Origin of the sequence: Actinopolyspora mortivallis DSM 44261 (genome assembly GCF_000384035.1) — a bacterium.
GTDB classification, from domain to species: Bacteria; Actinomycetota; Actinomycetes; order Mycobacteriales; family Pseudonocardiaceae; genus Actinopolyspora; species Actinopolyspora mortivallis.
Genome location: NZ_KB913024.1, coordinates 1,788,348 through 1,810,990, shown reverse-complemented (window position 1 = coordinate 1,810,990; position 22,643 = coordinate 1,788,348). Strand labels below are relative to the sequence as shown.

Genomic DNA, 22,643 nt, shown 5'->3' with positions numbered 1-22,643 from the left:
GCTGCGGTCACCACTCGTACCGTGTTCGACGTGGACGAACGCCGGAACATCCCCGCCACCGACCGAGTACTCGGCGAACCTCCCCTCGCCGCCGCGGTCGAGCGCTTCGGCCGGCAGAGCGTCAAACGCGTCGTCCGCGCCGCCCAGCAACGGGCGCGGAAGGGGGAGATCTCCCCGCAGAACGTCGTCGACGAGGCACTCCGACAGCTGCCGCGTGGAGCGGGAGGACTCCGCGCGGTCCACAACGCGACCGGGGTGTTGCTGCACACCAACCTGGGACGCGCCCGCCTGTCCGAGGCCGCCCGCCACGCGTTGTGGGAGAGCGCGGGAACCTGCGACGTCGAACTCGACACCGAAACGGGTGTTCGCGGCCGCCGCGCCGCGAACACCCGAGGCGCCCTGCTGGAGGCCGTGCCGGCCGCCGCCGAGGCCCATGTGGTCAACAACGGTGCGGCCGCCCTGGCCCTGGTCGCGACCGGACTGGCCGCGGGACGGGAGATCGTGCTGGCACGCGGGGAGATGGTCGAGATCGGGGACGGTTTCCGCATCCCCGAACTGCTGGAATCCACCGGCGCACGACTGCGCGAGGTCGGCACCACCAACCGCGTGCACCTCGAGGACTACCGCAGAGCCGTGGGACCCGACACGGGCTGCGTGCTCAAGGTACACCCCTCCAACTTCGTGATCAGCGGTTTCACCTCCACCGTCGAGGTGGCCGAGCTGGCAGTACTGCCCGCCCCCGTGGTGGTCGACATCGGTTCCGGCCTGCTCTCCCCCCATGCCCGGCTGCCCGCGGAACCCGACGCCAACAGTGCACTCGCCTCCGGAGCGGACCTGGTCACCTGCAGCGGGGACAAGCTCCTCGGCGGACCACAGTCCGGGCTGTTGCTGGGTACGGCACCGCTCGTCACGCGACTTCGCCGCCACCCGCTCGCCCGGGCCCTGCGCGTGGACAAACTCACCCTCTCCGCCCTGCACGCCACCCTGACCGGCCCTTCCACCCCCACCGCCGAATCCCTGCGACGTGACCCTGGTGAGCTGCGTGAACGTGCCGAAGGCATCGCCGAGAAACTCGCCGCGGCCGGTGTGCCCGCCACCCACGAAACCACCACCGCCACCGTGGGCGGTGGTGGCGCACCCGGTGTGGAACTGCCGAGCGCCGCCGTGGCACTGCCCGAACACTACGAACCAGCGCTCCGGCGAGGAGAGCCCGCCGTACTGACCCGTGTGGAACGCGGTCGGTGCCTGCTCGACCTGTTCGCGTTGGACCCCGCCGACGATCCCGAGATCCTCGCGGCGGTCCACGCCGCCCGTACCGCTCCGGAGCCGTGATGCGGGTGATCGCCACCGCCGGCCACGTGGACCACGGAAAATCCACTCTGGTCGCCGCCCTCACCGGAACAGATCCGGATCGCTGGAGCGAGGAGAAACGACGGGGCCTGACCATCGACCTCGGATTCGCCTGGACCGAACTCCCCTCGGGGGAAACCCTGGTCTTCGTCGACGTTCCGGGCCACCGACGTTTCGTGGGCAACATGCTCGCCGGGATCGGCGAGATCCCCGCCGTGCTGTTCGTGGTCGCCGCCGACGAGGGATGGATGCCGCAGTCCGAGGAACACCTACAGGCCCTGCACGCCCTCGGGGTCGAACACGGGATACTCGCGATCACCCGTTCCGACCTGGCCGAGCCGAGCGCGGCCCTCCGGCAGGCCCGAAGACGACTCGAAGCCAGCACCCTGGCGGGGATCCCCGCCGTGACACTCGGAGCGGGTGACCAGAGCGGGACCTCCGAACTGGTCGCCACCCTCGAACGGGTCGTGTGCGCCCTGCCGAACCCGAGACACGAGGGTGAGGTACGGGTGTGGCTGGACCGGGTGTTCACCATCCGAGGAGCGGGCACCGTGGTCACCGCCACCCTGCCGAGCGGAGAACTCTCCCCCGGCACGGAACTGGAACTGGCCCGTACCGGACGACGTACCACCATCCGCGACCTGCACACCCTCGGGGAACGAACCGAACGGGTGCGGGCCACCGCTCGGGTGGCACTGAACCTGCGGGGCCTGCGTGTCGACGAGCTGCGGCGCGGGGACGCCCTGATCACCCCCGGCGCGTGGTGGAGCACGGACACCGTCGACGCGCGCCTGTCCCCCACACCCCCCGGAGAACTGCCCCGCGAGCTGACCCTGCACATCGGTTCGGCCACGGCCGGAACCCGGGTACGTCCTCTGGGCGGGGACATCGCGCGCCTGTCCCTCGACCGCCCGCTGCCGCTGCGTGTCGGGGACCGGGCCCTGCTGCGTGACCCCGGCCGGAACCGGGTTCCGGCCGGGGTCACCGTGCTCGACGTCCGCCCTCCCCCACTGCGGCGCCGAGGGGCCGCCCGGGCCAGGGCCCGTGAGCTGGACGACCAGGAACACACCGTCGCCACCTCCCTGTTGCGCAGGCACGGAGCCCTACGCCTGCACGAGCTGCGGGCGATGGGACTGGCCCCTCCCCCCGCCGCGCACCGCTGCGGGCAGTGGCTGCTGGACCCACGGACCCTGCGAGAGCACGCCGAGACCCTGCTCGCCATGCTCGAACGGCGGCGGGAGGAGCGACCGCTGAGTGACGGTCTCACGGAAGGAGAAGCACTGCGTGCTCTGGGACTGCCGGACCGCGCGCTGCTGGACCTCGTGCTCACTCATCCACGGCTGGCCGGGGTGAGCGCCCGAGCGGGACGACTGTGCCTGAACACCCCACTGGGCGAGCGACTTCCCCCCGGGATCGCCGCGTTGCGGGACCGACTGCGCACCACCCCCTTCGACCCTCCCACCGCCGGGGAACTGCGGGAGCTGGGGTTGGGCCGCGCCGAGCTCGGTGCGGCCACCACGGCGGGTGAACTGCTCAAACTCGCCGAGAACGTCTACCTGCTCCCCGACGCGCCACGCCGGGCCGCCCACCGGCTGGCCGCCCTGCCCTCCCCGTTCACTCCGGCCCAGGCCCGGGAAGCGTTGCGAACCACACGTCGTGTGGTGGTCCCGCTGTTGGAGCGTCTGCGCCGGGAGGGCTACACGCTGCGGCTGCCGGACGGCACCCACCGGATCCGCCGACTCGACGGGCCGGACCGTTGAGCGGGAGGTTTGTCCGCTCCCGCGCCCTGGGCATCCTGCCGACAGGAGGCGGCACGTCGGAAGCGGTGCGCCGCGCGGTGTCGGCGGTCTCGCCGAGCGGGCGGAGGAGGAAGGACATGCCGCAGAAGATCTGGAACGGATTCCTCACGTTCGGGCTGGTGACCGTCCCCGTCGGGCTCTACAACGCCACCGAGGACCACAGTATCCGTTTCAACCAGTACCAACGCGGCACACACGACCGGGTGCGCTACCGCAAGGTCAACGAGCGCACCGGTGAGCAGTTGCGCAACGAGGACATCGTCAAGGGGCGCGACGTCGGCGGGACCCTGGTGACGGTGGAACAGTGGGAACTGGACGAGCTGGCCCCGGTGCGTTCCCGCACGATCGAGATCGACGGTTTCGTGGAGCTGACCGAGATCGACCCGGTGTGCTTCCACCACACCTACTGGCTCGCCCCCACGGACGAGCAGCAGGACCGCCCCTACCGCCTGTTGCACCGAGCCATGCTCGACACGAACCGTGCCGGTATCGCCACCTTCGTGCTGCACGGCAGGGAGTACCTCACCGCGGTGCACGCCCACAGCGGCGCCCTGGCGCTGAGCACCCTGTTCTTCCCCGACGAGGTGCGCGACCCGCCCACGGTGGTGAGTCCTCCCCGGGCCGACCAACGGAGCGGCCGGGAACTGCAACTGGCCACCGACCTCATCCGTTCGATGAGCGAGCCCTGGCAGCCCTCCCGGTACACCGACACCTACACCGCCCGGGTGCGACAGCTGCTGCTGGACAAGGCGCGGGGACGTTCCCCGGTGACCCGCACCGACCCCGCAGAGCCCGCCGAAGCCCCGGAGCTCGCCGAGGCGTTGCGGCACAGCGTCGAACTCGCCCGCCACCACCGTTCGGAACGGGAACCAACACCCCGGCCGGATCTCGCCGAGCGGGAGGTCTCCAGCCTCACCCGGGACGAACTCCGTCGCAGGGCCAGGGAACTGAACATCAGGGGTCGATCGAAACTGAGCCGGGCACAACTCGAAAGGGCCATCACGGAGACCCCCGGTGCCCACCGACGGGGACAGCAGCAGGAGGACGAGCCCCGCACTCGCGACAGACAGCCGTGATCCACTCCACAACTCCACGATCAACGCCACCTTGAGCCCATTGGATGCGTTAGTCTTGAGTGCAACCGACGCAGGAATACCAACCGGCAATGCTCACGTTGGAAGCGATGCGCTCTCCAACGAAGCGTGCGGACGAAAGAGGTAGTGATGACCAACTTTTTCGGTGCCGGCGGTCCCGGTTCGAGCCCGTTCGACGACTTCCTCGCCCGTTTTCTCGGCGGACAGGGCGGAACACCGCGGCCGGTGCAGCGCGTCGACATCACCCGGCTGATGACCCACCAGGCCCAGGAACTGATGGCCACCGCCGCCCGTTTCACCGCCGAACGCGGCGGACACGACCTGGACGCCCACCACCTGCTCTGGGCGGCCACCCAGATCGAGACGACCCGGTCGATGCTCGAACGCGCCGGAGCGGACCCCGCCTCGATCGCCCAGGGCATCGAACAGCAGCTGCCGCAGACCGAGAGCACCGACCAGCCCCCCGCCCTGACTCCCGCGGCCAAACGCGCCCTGCTGGACGCACACCGGGTGGCCCGGGCCGTGGGCTCCTCCTACATCGGCCCCGACCACCTGCTGCTCGCGCTGGCGGCCAACCGCGAGTCGACAGCGGGTCAGATCCTCTCCGCGGCCCACGTGACCCTGGAAGCGCTGCAGAGCGGCACGGCGAGCCGGGGAACCGGACAGCAGAGCGGCGAGACGCAGCAGCACAGCTCGACGCCCACCCTGGACGAGTACGGCCAGGACCTGACCGCCAAGGCCCGTGACGGCGGACTCGACCCGGTGATCGGCAGGGAGTCCGAGATCGAACAGACCGTGGAGGTGCTGTCCCGGCGCACCAAGAACAACCCCGTGCTCATCGGGGAAGCCGGGGTGGGCAAGACCTCCGTGGTCGAGGGCATAGCCCAGCGCATCGTGGACGGCGAGGTGCCCGACGTGCTCGCCAACAAACGGGTCGTGCAGCTCGACGTCTCCGGCGTGGTGGCGGGAACCCGCTACCGGGGGGATTTCGAGGAACGCATGAACAAGATCATCGACGAGATCAGCCAGCAGAGCGAACAGCTGATCATCTTCATCGACGAGCTGCACACCGTGGTCGGAGCGGGCGGTTCGGAGGGGGCCGTCGACGCGGGCAACATGCTCAAGCCCCGGTTGGCGCGGGGCGAGCTGCACGTGGTCGGAGCGACCACCCTGGACGAGTACCGCAAGAACATCGAGAAGGACGCCGCGCTGGAACGACGCTTCCAACGCATCGACGTGGCCGAGCCCAGCGTCGAGGACACCGTGCAGATCATGCGCGGACTGCGGGACCGCTACGAGGCCCACCACCAGGTACGGTTCAGTGACGAGGCGATCAACTCCGCAGCCGAGCTGGCCGACCGCTACGTCACCGACCGCTACCTGCCGGACAAGGCGATCGACCTGCTCGACCAGGCCGGTGCCCGCAAGCGACTGCGTACCCGCACCCCCACCACGGACGTACGGGAGCTGGAGGAACAGGCCGAGCAGCTGAGCAGGGACAAAGCCCAGGCGGTCACCAACGAGGACTACGAGCAGGCCTCCAAGCTGCGCGACCAGATCAACCAGGTGCAGGCCCGGATCCGCCAGCAGCGGAACAACCCGGACGGGATTCCGGAGGTCAGTTCGAACGACATCGCCGAGGTCGTCTCCCGGGCCACCGGCATCCCGGTCACCCAGCTCACCGAGGAGGAGAAGGGCCGCCTCATGCGGCTCGAGGAGCAGCTGCACCACAGGGTGATCGGCCAGGACGAGGCGGTGCAGGCGGTCTCACGCGCGGTGCGTCGTTCCCGTACCGGCATGGGCGACCCGAACAGGCCGGTCGGAACCTTCCTGTTCCTCGGCCCCACCGGGGTGGGAAAGACCGAGCTGGCCCGGGCGTTGGCCGAGTCCCTGTTCGGCGACCAGGACCGCATGATCCGCATCGACATGAGCGAGTACCAGGAGGGGCACACGGCCAGCCGGATGGTCGGGGCTCCTCCGGGCTACGTCGGCTACGGCGAGGCCGGCCAGCTCACCGAGGAAGTGCGCCGCCGTCCCTACTCGGTGGTGTTGCTCGACGAGATCGAGAAGGCCCACACCGACGTCTTCAACATCCTGCTCCAGGTCATGGAGGACGGAAGGCTCACCGACGGCCAGGGGCGCACCGTGGACTTCCGCAACACGGTGCTGATCATGACCAGTAACCTCGGCTCGGACATCATCTCGAACCGCTCCGGGGTGCTCGGCTTCACCACTCGGGAGGAGGACCAGACCGCGGAACCGGCCCGGGAACGTCTGATGGCGCGGCTGCGCGAGTCCTTCCGCCCCGAGTTCCTGAACCGCATCGACGAGATCGTGATGTTCCGCAAACTGGAGTCCGAGCAGCTGCGGCGCATCACCGAGCTCCTGCTGGACGAGACGAGGCAGCGCCTGCGGTCCCAGGGGATCGAGATCACCTTCGAGGACTCGGCAGTGGACTGGCTCACCGAACACGGACACCAACCCGAGTTCGGCGCCCGTCCGCTGCGACGCACCATCCAGCGCGAGGTGGACGACTCCCTCTCCGACCTGCTGCTGGACGGTGAACTCGCCCAGGGACAGCGTGTCGTGGTCGAGGCAGACCAGGACCGACTGCGTTTCTCGGTGCGCTCCGCGGCCGGGACGGCCTCCTCGTGAACGGCCGAAACGACCGTCGGCGCCGGGGGCTCGCGTGAGCACCCCGGCGCCCGGACGGGCACCGGCTCAGCCGCCCCGTTTGCGGGCCAGTTCGGCCAGCATCGCGTTGTAGGCGGCCAACTCGTCGTCACTGCGGTCGACGCGCCGGGCGAGCCGGGTGTCGTGCCGGTACCACTGGGTCAACAGCGCCCCCAGCACCAGCACCAGTGGCACCTCCCCCATCGCCCAGGCGATGCCGCCACCAAGGAACTGGTCGGCCAGCAGGTCACGCGGCCAGGGCAGCTCCAGTGCCCGATAGAAGTCCTCGGCCAGGGGGCTCGACAGGCTCATCGTGATGATCCCGAAGAACGCGTGGAAGGGCATCACCGCCAACACCACCCCCAACCGGGCCAGGTGGGGCAGCGGGCGCGGTCCCGGATCGACACCGATCACGGTCCAGTAGTACAGGTATCCCACCAGCAGGAAGTGGGTCTTCATCAGCTGGTGGCCCCAGTACTCGAACATCCCGAGTTCGAACAGGTCCGTGAAGTACAGCGCGTAGAACGATCCCACGAACAGCACGGTCGCCACCCCCGGACCGGCGAGCACACGGGTGAGCGGGGAGTGCAACACGGCCAACAGCCACTCGCGGGGACCGGCCGCTGCCCCCCTGCCCCGGGCGGGCAGGGCCCGCAGCGCCAACGTCACGGGGCCACCGAGCACCAGCAACACCGGCGCCACCATGTTGAGCACCATGTGCACGAACATGTGCAGGCTGAACACCCCACCCGCGTACACCCCCATCCCGGAGGAGGTCACCCACAGCACGCACCCCCAGCCGGTGATCCAGGCCGCCGTCCTGCCGGTCGGCCAGGCATCCCCCCGACGACGCAACACGCGCACCCCGGCCAGGTAGAGCCCGGAGAGCACCACGGCGGCACCACCGAACAGCGGGTCGAAACGCCATCCGGTCACCAACGCCACCGCGCTCGGTGGAACGGCCAGGTCGTAGCCCAGCACGGACTCGCTGGCGGTGACCTCCGAAGCGGCAGGCCCCGAGGCCGTCCCGATCATGACCGTCGACACCAGCAGGGCGCTCGTCAGCAGGACCGCTTCCACACCGACCAGCCACAGGAGCGCGCGCCGTCGCCCGCCCCGGCCGGTGGGCTCCGCCGGAACAAGGTGTCTGCGGGCGAGGACGCCGAGGCCTCCCAGCGCGACCGTCACGAAGGTCTTGCCCAGCACCAGGGCGAGATGTCCCGCTTCGCCCTCCCCGTAGCGCCGGGGTACCGCGAGCACGTCGAACACCCCGGAGAACACCAGCAGTGCCCAGCAGCACCCCGCCAGCGTCCGGTAACGAGCCAGCAGCGTCTGCGCCCGTTCCTCGTCACGCCACAGGCGCGAGCCCAGTACCAGCAGCACGCCGAACCACACCGTGGCCGCGAGCACGTGCATCACGATCGTGTTCGTACCGATGTCGTGGCCGGGACCGCCGTCGGAACGACGCTCCACGGCCGGAACCACCAGACCGAGCAAGGCGACGAAGACCAGTGCGCAGGCCGTTCTCCAGCCGCGTGCCGTTCCTCCCACCAGGGCCAGTACCACCGTGAGCAGGGCCGTGAGGATGGCGGCCGTCAGCTCCCCCCTGTCCCCGCCGCCCTGCCACGCCAGGAGGAGCCCGGCCGCTCCCCACACCGGCGCGCACAGCGCGGCCCCTCGCAGATACCGACGTGCGCGTTCCGGAAGCTCTCCGCAGGTGTGGGACTCGAAGAACACCGCGAACACCAGCGATCCCACACACACCGCCCCGGCGAGACCGCCCGTCACGCGAAGCGCGAACTCCGACCACTGCATCGGCCACCGCTCTCGAAACAACTCCACACCGGTGTCACTGACGGCACTGCCGCCACCGTCCGGTGGGCACGGACACCGTTCCGGCGTTCACTCGGGTTGCTCGTGGGAAGTCAGACGAGCCCCGCCAGCAGCATGTAGGCCATGCTCGCTGCCATCACGGCCAGACTGGCCCGTACCCCCGGGGAACAGTGGGCGGGCAGTCCGACACCGCGTTCGCGGAGCACGGCCCGCCCGGGGGCGGTCGTGGCCGCCCCGGGGGCCGGAGCGGTCACACCGTGGGGACGCAGCCACGGCACCCGCTCCCACCATCCCAGCGACCAGACCACGGTCTCGCAGCAGAGGTAGCCGACGAACACCAGGGTCAGCCACGCCGGACGCGACGAACCGGGAACCATCATGTAGGTCATGGCCAGCATTCCCGCCGTCGAGGAGAGCCACAGCGGGTTGACCAGCCCCTCCCTGGAGCGGAGCACCACGGTGACCACGAGCTCGAGCACCGTGATCAGGGCGAACAGCACGAGCCCCACCCGGTAGAGGTCGGGATGGCGCATGTGCGGCAGCAGGTACATCACGGCCATCCCGAGAGCCATCGTCGTGTGTCCCGCGTGCCACCACCGTGGCTGGCCGCTCATCCTCCGGGCGTGCAGGGCGTGCTGGACGAGTACCACGACCAGCAGCAGTGCCCAGAGTGGGCGGGACCAGTCCGGCAACAGCGGCATGGCCATCGACGCTTCCATGGGAGTTCCTTTCTGGCGGGACCCTTCGTGTGTGCGGGTCGCCGCACGCCCCGGCACGGTTCCGCGCTCCTGCCGAAATCATCGTCGTTCATGAGCACCGTCACACCGGAGGTACCGGCCGGTGGGCGCGGGAACACCCGGCGCGCGTCGAGCATCGCCGGATCCCTTCCCGGCACAATGTCGGTGGCACACACCACTTGTCGGCCTACTGTGGCTGCTCGACACATCGAACGCGGTGCGTTCGCCGGATAGCGTCCTCCGACATGACCAGACACGCCGGCGAGGGGGCCGAGGACGGCTCCCGCACCACAACCGCGTTGATCACCGGCGCCGCCGGCGGGATCGGACTCGCCTGTGCCCGGAGACTGGCCGCCTCGGGCGCGTACGTGCACCTGGTGGACCTGGACCGGGCCGGGGTCGAACGGGCCGCCGCCGAGACCGGGGGAACGGCGCACGTGGTGGACCTGACCGACGAGTCCGCCGTCTCCGCCCTGCCGCGGGAGGTGGACGTACTCGTCAACAACGCGGGACTCCAGCACGTCGCCGCGCTGCACGAGTTCCCGACCGAGGTCTTCACCCGCATCCAACGGGTCACGGTCACCGCGCCCTTCCTGCTGATCAAACGGTGTCTTCCGTACATGTACTCCCGCGGCTGGGGACGGATCGTGAACGTGTCCAGCGTGCACGGTCTGCGTGCCAGCCCGAACAAATCAGCGTACGTGGCCGCCAAGCACGCCCTGGAGGGGCTGAGCAAGGTGACCGCCCTCGAAGCGGCCGAGCACGGGGTCACCAGTAACTGCGTGGATCCGGGATACGTCCGCACTCCCCTGCTGTGGGGACAGCTGAGCGCCCAGGCCGAGACCCACGGCGTCTCCGAGCAGGAGGTCGCCGAACGGGTGTTCCTGCGGGACAGCGCGATCAAACGGTTGATCGAACCGGAGGAGGTCGCCGCCGTGGTCGCCTGGCTCGCCGGGCCGGAAACCGACTACCTCACCGGAGCCTCCATTCCCATCGACGGTGCCTGGACGGCGCACTGACAACCGAGCGAACCCGCCCCGGCGGGGAAAAGGGGTGACACCATGCGTTCCGAACACTCCCCCACGCCGAGCCGGAGAGCACTGCTCCGGGTCGTCGGGTCGAGCATGATCGGCACCACCATAGAGTGGTACGACTTCTTCCTGTACGGGTCGGCGGCGGCGTTGGTGTTCAACAAGGCCTTCTTTCCCGTAGCGGACTCGTTGAGCGGTACGCTGTTGGCCTTCTCCAGCTTCGCCGTCGGATTCGTCTTCCGCCCTCTCGGCGGGCTGGTTTTCGGACACTTCGGTGACAGGCTGGGGCGTAAGAAACTGCTCGTGATCAGCCTGCTGGCCATGGGCGCTTCCACCTTCGCGATCGGACTGCTGCCCACCTACGCAACGATCGGCGTCGCCGCGCCGCTGCTGCTGACCTTCCTGCGGGTGGTCCAGGGGTTCGCCCTGGGCGGCGAGTGGGGCGGCGCCGTGCTGATGGTCTCCGAACACACCGAGGCCACCCGACGCGGTTTCTGGACCTCATGGCCCCAGGCGGGAGTGCCCACCGGCAATCTGCTGGCCACGGCCGTGCTGGCACTGCTGGCCGCCGTCCAGTCCCAGCAGGCCTTCCTCGCGTGGGGCTGGCGGATACCGTTCCTGCTGTCCGGACTGCTGGTGCTGGTGGGGCTGTGGATCCGACTGTCGGTCAGCGAGTCGCCGGTCTTTCTGGAGGCGGCGAGCCGGGCCGCCCGGAGGGGAACGCCCGAACAGCCTCCGATCGTGCGCGTGCTGCGTCACCAGTGGCGGGCGGTGCTGATCGCCTCGGGCGCCCGGTTCGTGGAGAACGTGTCCTACTACGTGATCACGGTCTTCGTGCTCACCTACGTCACCGACCAGCTCGACCTGCGGGAGGACGTGGCGTTGCGGGCGGTGCTGATCGCCTCACTGGCGCACTTCGTCGTGATCCCACTGTGGGGCGCCCTGTCCGACCGGTTCGGACGCAGGGGGGTCTACCTGTTCGGCGCCGTCGGAACCGGGGTGTGGGCCTTCGTGTTCTTCCCACTCCTGGACACGGGAGCCCTCTCCATGATCACGCTGGGGGTCACCGGCGGGCTGGTGCTGCACGGGGCCATGTACGGCCCCCAGGCCGCGTTCATGTCCGAGTTGTTCGGGACCAGGGTGCGCTACTCGGGAGCCTCGATCGGTTACCAACTGGCCTCCGTGGTGGCGGGCGGACTCGCTCCCACCGTGGCCACCGGTCTGCTGGCGGCGTTCGACAGTTGGGTTCCCATCGCCGTGTATCTCGCGCTCGGGGCCGTGCTCACGTCGGTGGCCATCCTGTTCGCGAGCGAGACCAGTGGCAGCTCACTGCGTTCCGACACCACCGATGCCGCCCCCACCTCCGCCTGAGGGACCGAGCGGGCTCGCGGCACGCCCCGGGGGTTGTTCCCGTACCCCGGAGAACCGAGGATGATCGTCATGGGCGACGAGCCGGCGGAGTCCCTGGTGCGGGTGTTCGAGTCCCTCGTCGACGGTGGCGGGGAGAAACTGGCCAGCACGATCGCGCGGGCACGTGCCGACCAGTCCGAGGAGCGCAACGTCCGGCTGGTCGAACGGGCCGGAGAGCTCGCGCTACGGCTCCGGGACATCCTGGAGCAGCGGCGGCGCCGCGAGTCCGAACTGACCGCGCTGTTCGACACGGCGGGAGACTTGGCGCGGGTGCGGGACCAGGACGCGGTGCTCGGGTCCATCGTGCACCGTGCCAGGACGCTGCTGGGCACACACGTCGCCTATCTCAGCCTCAACGACGACGAGTCCGGAACCACCTACATGCGGGTCACCGACGGCTGCACCTCGGCACTGTTCCAGCAGGTACGGCTGGGAATGGGGGAGGGCCTGGGCGGACTGGTGGCCCAGACGGCACGCCCCTACGCCAGCCCCTCCTACTTCGAGGACACCCGCTTCACCCACACCGAGGAAATCGACGCCGCGGTGCGGGACGAACGTCTGCTGGCCATTCTCGGGGTTCCGCTCACCGTGGGGGGTTCGGTGATCGGGGTGCTCTACGCGGCGGACCGGAACCGGCGGAGCTTCTCCCCCGACGAGATAGCCCTGCTGTCCTCGTTGGCCGATCACGCCGCCATCGCCATCGACAACGCGCGGCTGTTGCAGGAGACCCGTCAGGCCCTGGCGGAACTGCACACCGCGCACGAGACCATCAGTGAGCACAACGCCGCGCTGCACAGGGCCGAACGAGCCCACGACAGGCTCACCGACCTCGTGCTGCGTGGTGGAACACTCACCGACGTGGCCGAGGCGGTGTCCGGGGTGCTCGGTGGGGGGATCGTGGTGCACGACGCGGAGGGAAACCGGTTGGCGTGCGCGGGGACGGATCCCGTGCCGTGGCCGCGTTCGGCCGTCCGTCGTTCGAGCGGCAGCGGGAAGGCCGTTCCCCACGGCGACAATCTGGTCTGTGCGGCGCTGGCCGGCCCGGAACTGCTCGGCAGTCTCACCCTCGTGGGGGATACCGAGCTGTCCGAGGCCGATCGGCGCCTGTTCGAACGGGCCGGTGTGGTCACCGCCCTGGTCCTGCTGCTCCGCAGACGAAGCGACGAGGCGCGGGAACGGGAGCGGGAGGAGCTGCTCACCGAGCTGCTCAGCGCCTCCCGCCCGGAACGCGACGGGCTGGTGACCAGGGCACGCCGTGCGGGTGTCGACCCCGCGGGCGGCAAGGTGGTGCTGGTCGCCTCGGTCGAGGGGGTGGAACGGGAGCGGCTGCTTCCGGCGGCCTCCCGCTACGCGGAGCGCCGTGCGGGGCTGGCGGGAACGCACCTCGACCATCTGGTGATGCTGTTGTCCGGCACCGATGCCGGTGGCATCGCGAAGGACGCCGCACGGAGACTGAGTGCCTCGACGGGCCGATCCGTCAACATCGGAGCGTGCGATCCGGTGATGGGACTCACGGACGTGGCCCACGGTTACGAGGAGGCGTGTCGCTGTCTGCGGGCGCTGTCCGCCCTGGGACGGACAGGCACGGGCGCGGCACCGGCCGACCTGGGTTTTCTCGGTGTGCTGCTGGGGGAGCGCGGCGACCTGGACGGCTACGTCGAACGTACGCTCGGCCCCCTGCTGGAGCACGACGCGCGACGCGGCACCGAGCTGCTGCGCACGCTGCGCGGATACTTCTCCTGCGACCGGAGTCTCGTGCGCACCGCCCGTGCCCTGCACGTGCACGTGAACACGGTCAGTCAACGACTGGAACGCATCTCCTGCCTGCTCGGTGAGCAGTGGCGTTCTCCCGAGCAGCTTCTGGAGATCCAGGTGGCGCTCAGACTGCACGGGCTGCGGCACTGAACGACACACCGCCCCCGCGCTGCCGGGGCACGTCCCGTCGCGATGACTCGCGGCCGAACACTGTCGAGACCACGCGCCGAAGGGGTCGGTTCCGAACACCGGGTATGGCACACGTACCCGAGCCGGTCCGGATCGGAAAGGGCGTCGCCGCGTTGATCGGCCTGCTGAGCATGGCCGCGGCGCTGGCGGTGGGACATCTGGTCGCCGCCCTGACCGTACCGGCTTCCTCCCCCTACCTGGCCGTGGGCAACACCGCCATCGATCTGGCTCCCCAGCCGCTCAAGTCCCTCGCGATCGACCTGTTCGGCACCGCGGACAAGCTCGCCCTGCTGATCGGCATGGCCGTGGTCCTGGCCCTGCTGGCTGCCGGGGTCGGGCTGGGCTCCCGCACCTCGGTGCGGGTGGGCGGACTCCTCGTCGCGGTCTTCGGCGTGCTCGGAGTGCTCGCCGTACTCGCACGGCCCGCCGTGGGCGGCGACGGACTGTGGGCCCCTGTCGTCGCTTTCCTCGTCGGCCTCGGCGTGCTCCTGTTCCTGCATCGGACGGCCACGACGGTGGCCACGGAGAGAGCCGCGCTCTCCCCTTCGGGGGAGAACGCGACCACGGCGGAGACGCGGGCCGGGCGTGGGACGCACGGGCGCCGGCGAGTGCTGGTCTCCACGCTGTCGGTCGCCACGGGCTCGGCCGTGGCCGCTCTCACCGGGCAGAAACTCTCCTCGGGGGAACAGGTCGAACGTTCCCGGGCCGCACTCGGCGGAATCACCCCGGACACCCGGGCGGCACCGATCCCGCCCGGGTCCGATTTCGCGAAGTCCGGAACCCCGACGTTCATCACACCGAACTCGGAGTTCTACCGGGTCGACACGGCGCTGCGCGTTCCCCGGATCACCGCGGAGCAGTGGCGACTGCGAATACACGGCATGGTCGAGCGGGAACTCGACCTCTCCTTCGCTGATCTGAGGGCACGGAACACGGTGGAGAAGCCGATCACCATGACCTGTGTGTCCAACCCCGTCGGCGGCCCCTACGTCTCCACGGCCGAGTTCATCGGGGTCCCCATCAGGGAAGTGCTCGCCGAAGCCGGGGTCCGCGAGGACGCCGAACAGGTCTTCAGCACCAGCGTGGACGGTTTCACCGCGGGCACACCGGTGGACGTGCTGACCGACCCGGACAGGGACGCCCTGCTCGCCTTCGGGATGAACGGACGCCCACTGCCGATCGAACACGGTTTCCCGGTTCGGATGGTCACGCCGGGGTTGTACGGCTATCTCTCGGCCACCAAGTGGGTGACGGACCTCGAGTTGACCACCTGGGACCGGGAATCCTACTGGAGGACCCGCGGCTGGGCCCGGGAGGCTCCGATCAAGACCCAGTCCCGCATAGACACTCCCTCCGGCTTCGCGAAGGTCCCGGCAGGAGGAGTCACGGTCGCCGGGGTGGCCTGGGCACAACACACGGGCGTCGAACGTGTCGAGGTGCGTGTCGACGGAGGGGACTGGCGAACCGCCGAGTTGTCGGCACCGGTGAACCGGGACACCTGGCGCATGTGGCGCACGGAACTGGAGTTGCCGCCCGGCGGGCACACGGTGGAGTCCCGGGCCACGGACCGCTCCGGGCACACCCAGTCCCGGAAACGTTCCCCCACCGTTCCGGACGGGGCCACGGGATGGCACTCGGTCTTCTTCACCGCCGAGTGACGGAGCGCCAGACAACCACCCGGATGGCTCCCGTGCTCGGAACCTCTTCCGGAGCACGTGCCCACCACCGCGAAGAGCGTTCGAAAAAATCGACCGCCTCGACCAATCGGTCGAAGACTGTGCTCCGAAGAACCCGTGAAAGGACTTCTCGATCCACGAGGGATCGAATGTGACGAGGAGATCGAAAAGAGCATGACACACAGTCGAGCCAAAGCCGCCGTCACGGGCGCCGTCGCGTCGCTCGCCCTGCTGCTCACCGCCTGTGGCGGTGCCGACACGGAAACCGGGAACCAGCAGCAGGACCAGTCCTCCTCCATGGAGTCCGGAAGCGGTGACGAGCGTGGACAGCAGAACCGTGACGAGGGTTCGGGCAAGCAGGGGATGACCACGGTCGACGACATCTACGGTCCCGCCGCCTCCCAGGTCCCGACCGACCCGAACGACGAGGGATCCGCCAAGGGGATGGTCGACGACCCGGTGGCCACGGCGGCGAGCAACAACCCGCTGCTGTCCAATCTCACCAAAGCGGTGAAAACCGCCGGCCTGGTTGACACCCTGAACAACCAGGACCAGCAGTACACCGTGTTCGCCCCCGCGAACTCGGCTTTCGAGGAACTGCCTCCGGACACGCTGAAGGCGCTGTTGAACGATCCGGCCAAGAAGGAGCAGTTGCGCAGCATCCTCACCTACCACGTGGTTCCCGAACGCATGGACGCCCAGGACCTGGGGGAAGCGGGAGAGGTCCCCACCGTCAACGGTGAGAAGGTCAGCATCAGCGGCAGTGGCGAGAACATCGAGATCGGGGACGCGAAGGTGCTGGTGGGCAACATCCCCACCGCCAACGCGACCGTGTTCGTCATCGACAAGGTACTGATGCCCCAGCAGCAATGACACCTCCCCCGCGAGGTCTCTGCCGACCGAACCCGGTCGGCGGGCCCCTTCGGCGGGTAACCGCGGAAGGGGCCCGCAGGGGCACCGCTGAAAACAGCGTCTCGACGTCCCGGGCCCTTGCCCGGGACGTTTTCGCGTCGTCCACGCGCCCCGTGCTCGGTGCCGTCGACCACACTCGGCTGCCCAGGGACTCGTGCCGGAGCGAACCGGTCCCTCACTGTGCTCCATCTTCACACGAACAAGTGAAGGGTGCGCGTTTGAAGGCTTCCGAACGGGTTTCTAGACTGAGCCGCACCGACCAGACAGCCCCGAAGCGCGCCCATCACGGCGACCACGAACCCATCACTCGGAGGGACACGACACATGCGGACAGTCACCGGTCCCACCGATCACGTGGTCGTCGTGGGAGCGGGCCTCTCCGGACTGGCCGCGACCCTGCACCTACTCGGGGCGGGACGTGAGGTGACCCTCCTCGAACGGGAACGGGTTCCCGGCGGACGTGCCGGACGGCTGGACGTCGCCGGTTACCGCATGGACACCGGCCCCACCGTGCTGACCATGCCGGAGCTGCTGGACGAGGCCCTGGCCGCCGTCGGGCAGTCCGTTCACGAACAGCTGGAGCTGCTGCCGCTGGACCCCGCCTATCGTGCCTGCTTCGCCGACGGCTCCACGCTGGACGTGCTCAGTGACGGCGCCGCGATGGAACAGCAGGTACGGGACTTCGCGGGCCCCGTCGAGGCAGCGGGTTACCGACGGCTGCGGAACTGGCTGAACAGGCTGTATCGCACCCAGTACGCGAGCTTCATCGACGCCAACTTCGACTCGCCGTTGAACCTCGTGGAGCCGAACCTGGCACGGCTGGCGGCGCTCGGAGGGCTCGGCACCCTGCACCGAGCGATCGGCCGGTTCCTCACCGACGAACGGCTCCGCCGTGTCTTCTCGTTCCAGTCCCTGTACGCCGGGGTCTCTCCCCACCGGGCGCTGGCCGCCTACGCGGTGATCTCCTACATGGACACCGTGGGAGGCGTGTACTTCCCCCGGGGAGGGATGCGCGCGGTCCCGGACGCGCTGGCCCGGGCCGCCACGGGGGCCGGAGCCCATCTGCGCTACGGCAGCGCGGTGCGGTCCCTGGAACGCCACGGCGGGCGTGTGACCGCCGTGCACACCGAGCGGGGGGAACGCGTTCCCTGCGACGCGGTGGTGCTCACCCCGGACCTGCCGGTCGCCCAGCGACTGCTCGGCATCTCCCCGCGACGTTTCCCCCGACCACGTGCCGCCCCCTCGGCCCTGCTGCTCCACACCGGCACCGACCGTGAACAGCCCCGACTGGCGCACCACACCCTGTCCTTCGGACACGCGTGGAAACGCACCTTCGACGAGCTCACCCGGCGGGGCACGCTGATGAGCGACCCCTCGGTGCTGATCACCAACCCCACGCGTACCGACCCGGAACTCGCCCCGGCGGGCAAACACCTGCACCACGTCCTGGTTCCCTGCCCGAACCTGGACCTGGCCGGACACGACTGGCCCCGCATCGCCGACGGCTACGTCCGGGAGACGATCGAGCTGCTACAGGACAGGCTCATGCCGGGGTTCGGCCCCTCCGTCGAGGTGAGCCGTGTCGTGACCCCGGCGGACTGGGCGGAACAGGGCATGATCGCCGGTTCTCCGTTCAGCCTGGCGCACACCTTCACGCAGACGGGCCCGTTCCGTCCCCGCAACCTGGTGCGCGGGCTGGACAACGTGGTTCTGGCCGGATGCGGAACCACACCGGGGGTGGGAGTCCCTCCGGTGCTGATCTCCGGCAAGCTCGCCGCCGAGCGGATAGTCGGCGGTTCCGTCGCCGGAGCGACGCTCCCACGGACCGTGTCGCTCGGAGCCGGCTCACGATGAGCGCGCACGAGCTGGACGCGGCCGGCATCCACGCCCCCGCGCTGCGGGCAGCCTACCGGCACTGCCGGTCCCTCAACTCCGCGCACGGCCGTACCTACTTCCTGGCGACCAGGATGCTGCCCGCGGCCCGGCGTCCGGCCGTGCACGCGCTGTACGGACTCGCGCGTCAGGTGGACGACATCGTCGACGATCCGACGAACACGCTGGGCCCCGAGACCCGCCGTCGGTTGCTCGACGAGCTGGCGGGCGAGCTGGACGCCGCCCTGTCGGGAGATCACGGCGACAGTCCCGTGGTCACCGCCGTGGTCGACACGGCGCGCCGCTACGGGATCCGGAAGGAGTACTTCGACTCCTTCATGCGTTCCATGAGGCAGGACCTCACGGTGTCCGACTACCCGGACCGAGCGAGCCTGAACGCCTATGTGCACGGCTCGGCCGAGGTCATCGGTCTCCAGGTGCTTCCCGTCCTGGGCACGGAGGTGCCGGCGGAGCAGGCGGCTCCCTACGCGGCCGCGCTGGGCAACGCCTTCCAGCTCACCAACTTCCTGCGGGACGTCGGCGAGGACCTCCGTCGCGGGCGGGTGTACCTCCCCGCCGACGAGCTCGCCGTGTTCGGTGTCGACCGCCGACGACTCCAACAGTGTCTGCTCGACGGGCGTCCCGACCGCCAAGTGCGGCGCGCGCTCGCCGACCAGGTGGCCCGCACCAGGGCCGTGTACCACTACGCCGCTCCCGGCATCGACCTGCTCGACCCGATAGCGCGACCATGCGTGTCCACCGCCTACACCCTCTACGGTGAGATACTGGACCGGATCGTGGAATCCGACTACGACGTGTTCGCTCATCGGATATCGGTGCCCGGACCCCGCAGACTCGGGGTGGCACTGGCCGGCGCCGCGGGGGTGGCGAACGCTCGGATCCGTTCCCGGTCGGCGGGAACGGGCAAACACGTGTCGTCCTATTCGACGTTGGGTGGCCGCTAGGCGATGAAATCGACCCTGTCCGCGTCCGAGACGGAACTGGTCGTTCTGCTCGACGAAACCGCGAAACCCGTCGGTACGGCCCCCAAGGCCGAGGTGCACCACGGCTCCACTCCCCTGCACCTGGCTTTCTCCTGCTACGTGTTCGACCAGGCGGGCAGAGTGCTGGTCACCCGTCGTGCCCTGGACAAGAGGACCTGGCCGGGTGTCTGGACCAACTCCTGCTGCGGCCACCCCTCCCCCGGTGAGGATCCCGAGGGGGCGGTCCACCGCAGGGTCGCGCAGGAACTGGGGATCGGGATCGGCGACGTGCGACTGCGCCTGGCCGACTTCCGGTACCGCGCCGTCGACGTGACGGGAGTGGTGGAGAACGAGGTGTGCCCGGTCTACACCGCCGTCACCACCGACCCGATCCGTCCCGACCCCACCGAGACGGTGGACTCCACCTGGGTGGACTGGTCCGATTTCGTGAGCCTCGTCCGCCGCACCCCGTGGGCGGTCAGCCCGTGGGCGGCCGAGCAGGTTCCCCTGCTCGCGGATCAGCTCGGGGAGAGGATCTCCCGGGAGGAACCGTGAGCACCGGGACCTCCCCCGCTGTCGGGGAACACCGCCCCGGGCGGGGGCGGATCCGCACCGAGCACGAGTTTCCCGGTCGGGACCCGCGAGCCGTGCTGCACCCGGCGCGGAACGGTCATCCCGACGCGGGTGACCTCACCGGGGACGTGCGGGTGGCTGTGGTCGGCGGCGGCGTCGCGGGGCTGTCCGCGGCCACCTGCCTGGCCGAGCGGGGGGTCACGGTGACCCTGATGGAGCGGGAGAGCTATCTGGGCGGGCGGGTGGGAGGCTGGTACACCGAACTGGCCGACGGTTCACGGGCCGCGATGAACCGGGGGTTCCACGCGTTCTTCCGACAGTACTACAACCTGCGCGCGCTGCTACGTCGCGCCGACACCAGGCTCTCCGGGCTGGTCGCTCTCCCCGACTACCCGCTGGTGCACAGCGCCGGCTACCGGGACACCTTCGCCGGACTGCCCCGCACGTTTCCCTGGAACGCCCTCGCGTTCGTCGCCCGCAGCCCCACGTTCGGATGGCGGGACCTGCCCCAGCTCGGTGTCCGGGCGGCGCTTCCCCTGGCCCAGGTCTCCGTTCCGGAGATCTATCACAGGCTGGACCATCTGGACGCCGACGCCCTGTTGGGCCGCATCGGTTTCCCCGCTGCCGCCAAACACCTCGCCTTCGAGGTGTTCTCCCGGAGTTTCTTCGCCGCCCCACACGAGCTGTCCGCGGCCGAGCTGGCCACGATGTTCCACATCTACTTCCTCGGTTCCAGCGAGGGACTGCTGTTCGACACGGCGGCGGACTCCTTTCCCGAGGCGTTGTGGGAACCGCTGGGGGACTACCTCGAGGACCTCGGTGTCGAGCTGCGCACGTCCACCCCGGTGAGCTCCCTGGGTCGTGGGACGAACCGTCGTTTCGCGCTGTGGACCTCCGCCGGTCGGGAGGCCGAGGTGGACGCCGTGGTCCTCGCACCGGATCCGGCGGGGCTGCGCGGGATCGTCCACCGCTCACCCGAGCTGGGACAACCGTGGTGGCGGAGAGCCCTCTCCCGGCTGCGGGAGGCTCCCCCCTTCCTGGTGTCCAGACTGTGGCTGGACCGTCCGGTGCGACGGGACCGGCCGGCGTTCCTCGGCACCAGTGGCTACGGACCGCTGGACAACATCAGCGTGTTGGAGCGCTACGAACGCCAGGCCGCCCGCTGGGCGGGGCGACGCGGCGGTTCGGTACTCGAACTGCACGGCTACGCCCTCCGGGAGGACGTGCGACCACGGCAACTGCGGACGAGGATGCTCGCCGAACTCCACCGGATCTATCCGGAGACCCGGCAGGCGGGGGTCATCGACGAACGCCATGAGCTGCGCGCGGACTGCCCGCTCTTCCCCCCGGGAGGGTTCTCCGGCCGTCCCACGGTCACCACCCCGGAACGCGGCCTGGTGCTGGCCGGGGACGCGATCCGAGTGGATCTGCCGGTCGCGCTGATGGAACGCGCCGCCACGACCGGGGTGTGTGCCGCCAACGCACTGCTGCACGACTGGGGCCTGCGCGGGCACCCGCTGTGGAGCGTTCCCACCAGGGGGCGCTCGGCCCTTCTGCGGTCGCTGAACGCCTTCCCCTAGCCGGGGAAGAGCCCCGCCGACCGTAGCTGGTAACGCCGTTCGGCGTAGGCCATGTCGTCGCTCCACAGCCGCAACGCCGCCCGCCGAACCAACGGACGCAACAGCCGGGCCACCTGAGGCACGACCCGCCGGAAACCGGGACGCTCGGAGTGGGCCAGCACGGCCTCGACCACGGCGGTGCGCGGTCTGCCGTGGGTGTCCCGGCCCAGCGGGACCGCGTGTGTCTCCACGACGCTGCCCGCTCCCTCACCGTCGAGGACGCGCATGACCACGGTCCGCGGCTCCGGGCAGGTGAACACGGCCGTGACCGGGGCCCCGAGACGAGGAGCGACGCGGAAGGTCACCGAGACCTCGAAGAAGTCGTCCTCCTCGGAACATCCGACTTCCGGGGCGTGACGCACCCCGAGCTCGGCGAACGAGTGCGGATGGAACCACGCGCCGTGCCACGGATCCAGCCGATTGGCCACGATGTCCTCCGGTTCGCAGACACCGCTCGTGCTCGCCACCTCGACGAGACTCTCCCGCAGGATGGGTCTGCGGGGCACCACGGGAGAGCTCAGTGGCTGTTCCCCGCCGATCCCGTCGAGCCGTACCCAGGTGAGCACCCCGTCGTCGTGGGTCGGCAGCGGGGACCATCCGGGGCCGCCGCGTTCGGTCAGGCGGAGTCCGTGCCAGGCGCAGACGAGTTGTCCCCGGTCGACGACGGCCGTGCCGAGTGGGGCACCGAGGTGGGGGCAGATCCCCGGGCCGGCGTGCGCCCGCCCGTCCGGTGTTCTCCATGCGACGATCTCGGTTCCACCGACGGTGCGGGCGAACGGCTCGTTCCCGTTGATCCGGGTGCTGGCGGCCAGGACGTACCAGTTCCCCGAAGGACGTGCCCGACAGCGGTCGAGAGCGGCGTTGATGATCTCGGGACGGGCCTGACGCCATGTTCCCCGTTGTTCCGCCCAAGCGGGCACACGCAGCCGCCGCAGGGGCAGGACACGGCTGCGTGGCCGGGCCCGATCCGAGCGCCCGCCCATCGTGGACTCCTTCGCTCACCGCACGGCGTCCGGCGGACGAGCCGGACGGAAGGCGAGCCTAACGCCTTCGCGGCGGTTCCGCGCGTGGCCTCAGGCCGTGCGGACACCGTGGGGGAAGGCCCGCCGGGCCGCCCCGTTCGAGTACGTGTCCCGC

The 22,643-nt window shown here is 69.8% G+C and carries 16 protein-coding genes; 13 read left to right on the top strand and 3 right to left on the bottom strand.

Going from position 1 to position 22,643, the window contains the following annotated elements:
- Window positions 1-21 precede the first annotated feature (21 nt).
- The 4 genes from selA (at window position 22) to ACTMO_RS0108700 (ending at window position 6,898) form a co-directional block, all read left to right on the top strand.
- The gene (gene selA / locus ACTMO_RS0108715) at window positions 22-1,332 is read left to right on the top strand and encodes an L-seryl-tRNA(Sec) selenium transferase (RefSeq protein ID WP_019854299.1); all 1,311 of its coding nucleotides are present in this window, start codon (window positions 22-24) and stop codon (window positions 1,330-1,332) included.
- Complete coding sequence (selB, locus tag ACTMO_RS0108710; RefSeq protein WP_019854298.1) at window positions 1,332-3,110, top strand: selenocysteine-specific translation elongation factor; 1,779 nt, start codon at window positions 1,332-1,334, stop codon at window positions 3,108-3,110. The genes selA and selB overlap by 1 nt, the downstream gene beginning before the upstream one ends.
- 116 nt (window positions 3,111-3,226) lie before the next feature.
- Window positions 3,227-4,225 (top strand): non-homologous end joining protein Ku, encoded by a 999-nt coding sequence (gene ku / locus ACTMO_RS0108705; protein WP_019854297.1) that lies wholly within the window; start codon window positions 3,227-3,229, stop codon window positions 4,223-4,225.
- A gap of 147 nt (window positions 4,226-4,372) precedes the next feature.
- Entirely contained in the window at window positions 4,373-6,898 is a 2,526-nt protein-coding gene (locus tag ACTMO_RS0108700; RefSeq protein ID WP_019854296.1) for an ATP-dependent Clp protease ATP-binding subunit, read from the top strand.
- A gap of 66 nt (window positions 6,899-6,964) precedes the next feature.
- Here the strand turns inward: ACTMO_RS0108700 and ACTMO_RS0108695 are convergent, their stop codons facing one another.
- Both ACTMO_RS0108695 and ACTMO_RS0108690 read right to left on the bottom strand, forming a co-directional pair.
- Window positions 6,965-8,731 carry a bifunctional copper resistance protein CopD/cytochrome c oxidase assembly protein gene (locus ACTMO_RS0108695; protein WP_019854295.1) on the bottom strand — a complete coding sequence of 589 codons (1,767 nt, stop codon included), beginning with the start codon at window positions 8,729-8,731 and terminating at the stop codon, window positions 6,965-6,967.
- 110 nt (window positions 8,732-8,841) lie between these two features.
- Window positions 8,842-9,468: a DUF5134 domain-containing protein gene (locus ACTMO_RS0108690; protein ID WP_019854294.1), complete on the bottom strand. Its 627-nt coding sequence runs from the start codon at window positions 9,466-9,468 to the stop codon at window positions 8,842-8,844.
- Window positions 9,469-9,731: 263 nt separating this feature from the next.
- On the opposite strand from ACTMO_RS0108690, the gene ACTMO_RS0108685 reads away from it, so the two are divergent.
- The 9 genes from ACTMO_RS0108685 (at window position 9,732) to ACTMO_RS0108645 (ending at window position 21,467) form a co-directional block, all read left to right on the top strand.
- Window positions 9,732-10,505 (top strand): 3-hydroxybutyrate dehydrogenase, encoded by a 774-nt coding sequence (locus tag ACTMO_RS0108685; RefSeq protein WP_019854293.1) that lies wholly within the window; start codon window positions 9,732-9,734, stop codon window positions 10,503-10,505.
- A gap of 42 nt (window positions 10,506-10,547) precedes the next feature.
- Window positions 10,548-11,888: an MFS transporter gene (locus ACTMO_RS0108680; protein WP_019854292.1), complete on the top strand. Its 1,341-nt coding sequence runs from the start codon at window positions 10,548-10,550 to the stop codon at window positions 11,886-11,888.
- 60 nt (window positions 11,889-11,948) lie between these two features.
- Window positions 11,949-13,832 (top strand): helix-turn-helix domain-containing protein, encoded by a 1,884-nt coding sequence (locus tag ACTMO_RS0108675; protein WP_019854291.1) that lies wholly within the window; start codon window positions 11,949-11,951, stop codon window positions 13,830-13,832.
- Between the two features lie 104 nt (window positions 13,833-13,936).
- A complete protein-coding gene (locus ACTMO_RS0108670; RefSeq protein ID WP_019854290.1) occupies window positions 13,937-15,529 on the top strand; it encodes a molybdopterin-dependent oxidoreductase in 1,593 nt (530 codons plus the stop codon).
- A gap of 192 nt (window positions 15,530-15,721) precedes the next feature.
- Window positions 15,722-16,420: a fasciclin domain-containing protein gene (locus ACTMO_RS0108665; RefSeq protein WP_033401831.1), complete on the top strand. Its 699-nt coding sequence runs from the start codon at window positions 15,722-15,724 to the stop codon at window positions 16,418-16,420.
- A 363-nt stretch (window positions 16,421-16,783) separates the two neighbouring features.
- On the top strand, window positions 16,784-18,313 hold the full coding sequence (gene crtI / locus ACTMO_RS0108660) for a phytoene desaturase family protein (RefSeq protein WP_019854288.1): 1,530 nt from the start codon (window positions 16,784-16,786) through the stop codon (window positions 18,311-18,313).
- Window positions 18,310-19,296 carry a phytoene/squalene synthase family protein gene (locus ACTMO_RS0108655; protein WP_019854287.1) on the top strand — a complete coding sequence of 329 codons (987 nt, stop codon included), beginning with the start codon at window positions 18,310-18,312 and terminating at the stop codon, window positions 19,294-19,296. The genes crtI and ACTMO_RS0108655 overlap by 4 nt, the downstream gene beginning before the upstream one ends.
- A gap of 3 nt (window positions 19,297-19,299) precedes the next feature.
- Window positions 19,300-19,869, top strand: coding sequence for an isopentenyl-diphosphate Delta-isomerase (idi, locus tag ACTMO_RS0108650; protein WP_019854286.1), 570 nt, complete (start codon window positions 19,300-19,302; stop codon window positions 19,867-19,869).
- On the top strand, window positions 19,866-21,467 hold the full coding sequence (locus ACTMO_RS0108645; RefSeq protein WP_019854285.1) for an FAD-dependent oxidoreductase: 1,602 nt from the start codon (window positions 19,866-19,868) through the stop codon (window positions 21,465-21,467). The genes idi and ACTMO_RS0108645 overlap by 4 nt, the downstream gene beginning before the upstream one ends.
- On the opposite strand, the gene ACTMO_RS0108640 is transcribed toward ACTMO_RS0108645, so the two are convergent.
- Complete coding sequence (locus ACTMO_RS0108640) at window positions 21,464-22,489, bottom strand: Rieske (2Fe-2S) protein (protein WP_019854284.1); 1,026 nt, start codon at window positions 22,487-22,489, stop codon at window positions 21,464-21,466. The genes ACTMO_RS0108645 and ACTMO_RS0108640 overlap by 4 nt on opposite strands.
- Between the last annotated feature and the right edge of the window lie 154 nt (window positions 22,490-22,643).

Coding starts and splice junctions, on each gene's coding strand:
- selB (WP_019854298.1), top strand. CDS start 1,332: ATGCGGGTGATCGCCACCGCCGGCCACGTGGACCACGGAAAATCCACT.
- ku (WP_019854297.1), top strand. CDS start 3,227: ATGCCGCAGAAGATCTGGAACGGATTCCTCACGTTCGGGCTGGTGACC.
- ACTMO_RS0108700 (WP_019854296.1), top strand. CDS start 4,373: ATGACCAACTTTTTCGGTGCCGGCGGTCCCGGTTCGAGCCCGTTCGAC.
- ACTMO_RS0108695 (WP_019854295.1), bottom strand. CDS start 8,731: ATGCAGTGGTCGGAGTTCGCGCTTCGCGTGACGGGCGGTCTCGCCGGG.
- ACTMO_RS0108690 (WP_019854294.1), bottom strand. CDS start 9,468: ATGGAAGCGTCGATGGCCATGCCGCTGTTGCCGGACTGGTCCCGCCCA.
- ACTMO_RS0108685 (WP_019854293.1), top strand. CDS start 9,732: ATGACCAGACACGCCGGCGAGGGGGCCGAGGACGGCTCCCGCACCACA.
- ACTMO_RS0108680 (WP_019854292.1), top strand. CDS start 10,548: ATGCGTTCCGAACACTCCCCCACGCCGAGCCGGAGAGCACTGCTCCGG.
- ACTMO_RS0108675 (WP_019854291.1), top strand. CDS start 11,949: ATGATCGTCATGGGCGACGAGCCGGCGGAGTCCCTGGTGCGGGTGTTC.
- ACTMO_RS0108670 (WP_019854290.1), top strand. CDS start 13,937: ATGGCACACGTACCCGAGCCGGTCCGGATCGGAAAGGGCGTCGCCGCG.
- ACTMO_RS0108665 (WP_033401831.1), top strand. CDS start 15,722: ATGACACACAGTCGAGCCAAAGCCGCCGTCACGGGCGCCGTCGCGTCG.
- crtI (WP_019854288.1), top strand. CDS start 16,784: ATGCGGACAGTCACCGGTCCCACCGATCACGTGGTCGTCGTGGGAGCG.
- ACTMO_RS0108655 (WP_019854287.1), top strand. CDS start 18,310: ATGAGCGCGCACGAGCTGGACGCGGCCGGCATCCACGCCCCCGCGCTG.
- idi (WP_019854286.1), top strand. CDS start 19,300: ATGAAATCGACCCTGTCCGCGTCCGAGACGGAACTGGTCGTTCTGCTC.
- ACTMO_RS0108640 (WP_019854284.1), bottom strand. CDS start 22,489: ATGGGCGGGCGCTCGGATCGGGCCCGGCCACGCAGCCGTGTCCTGCCC.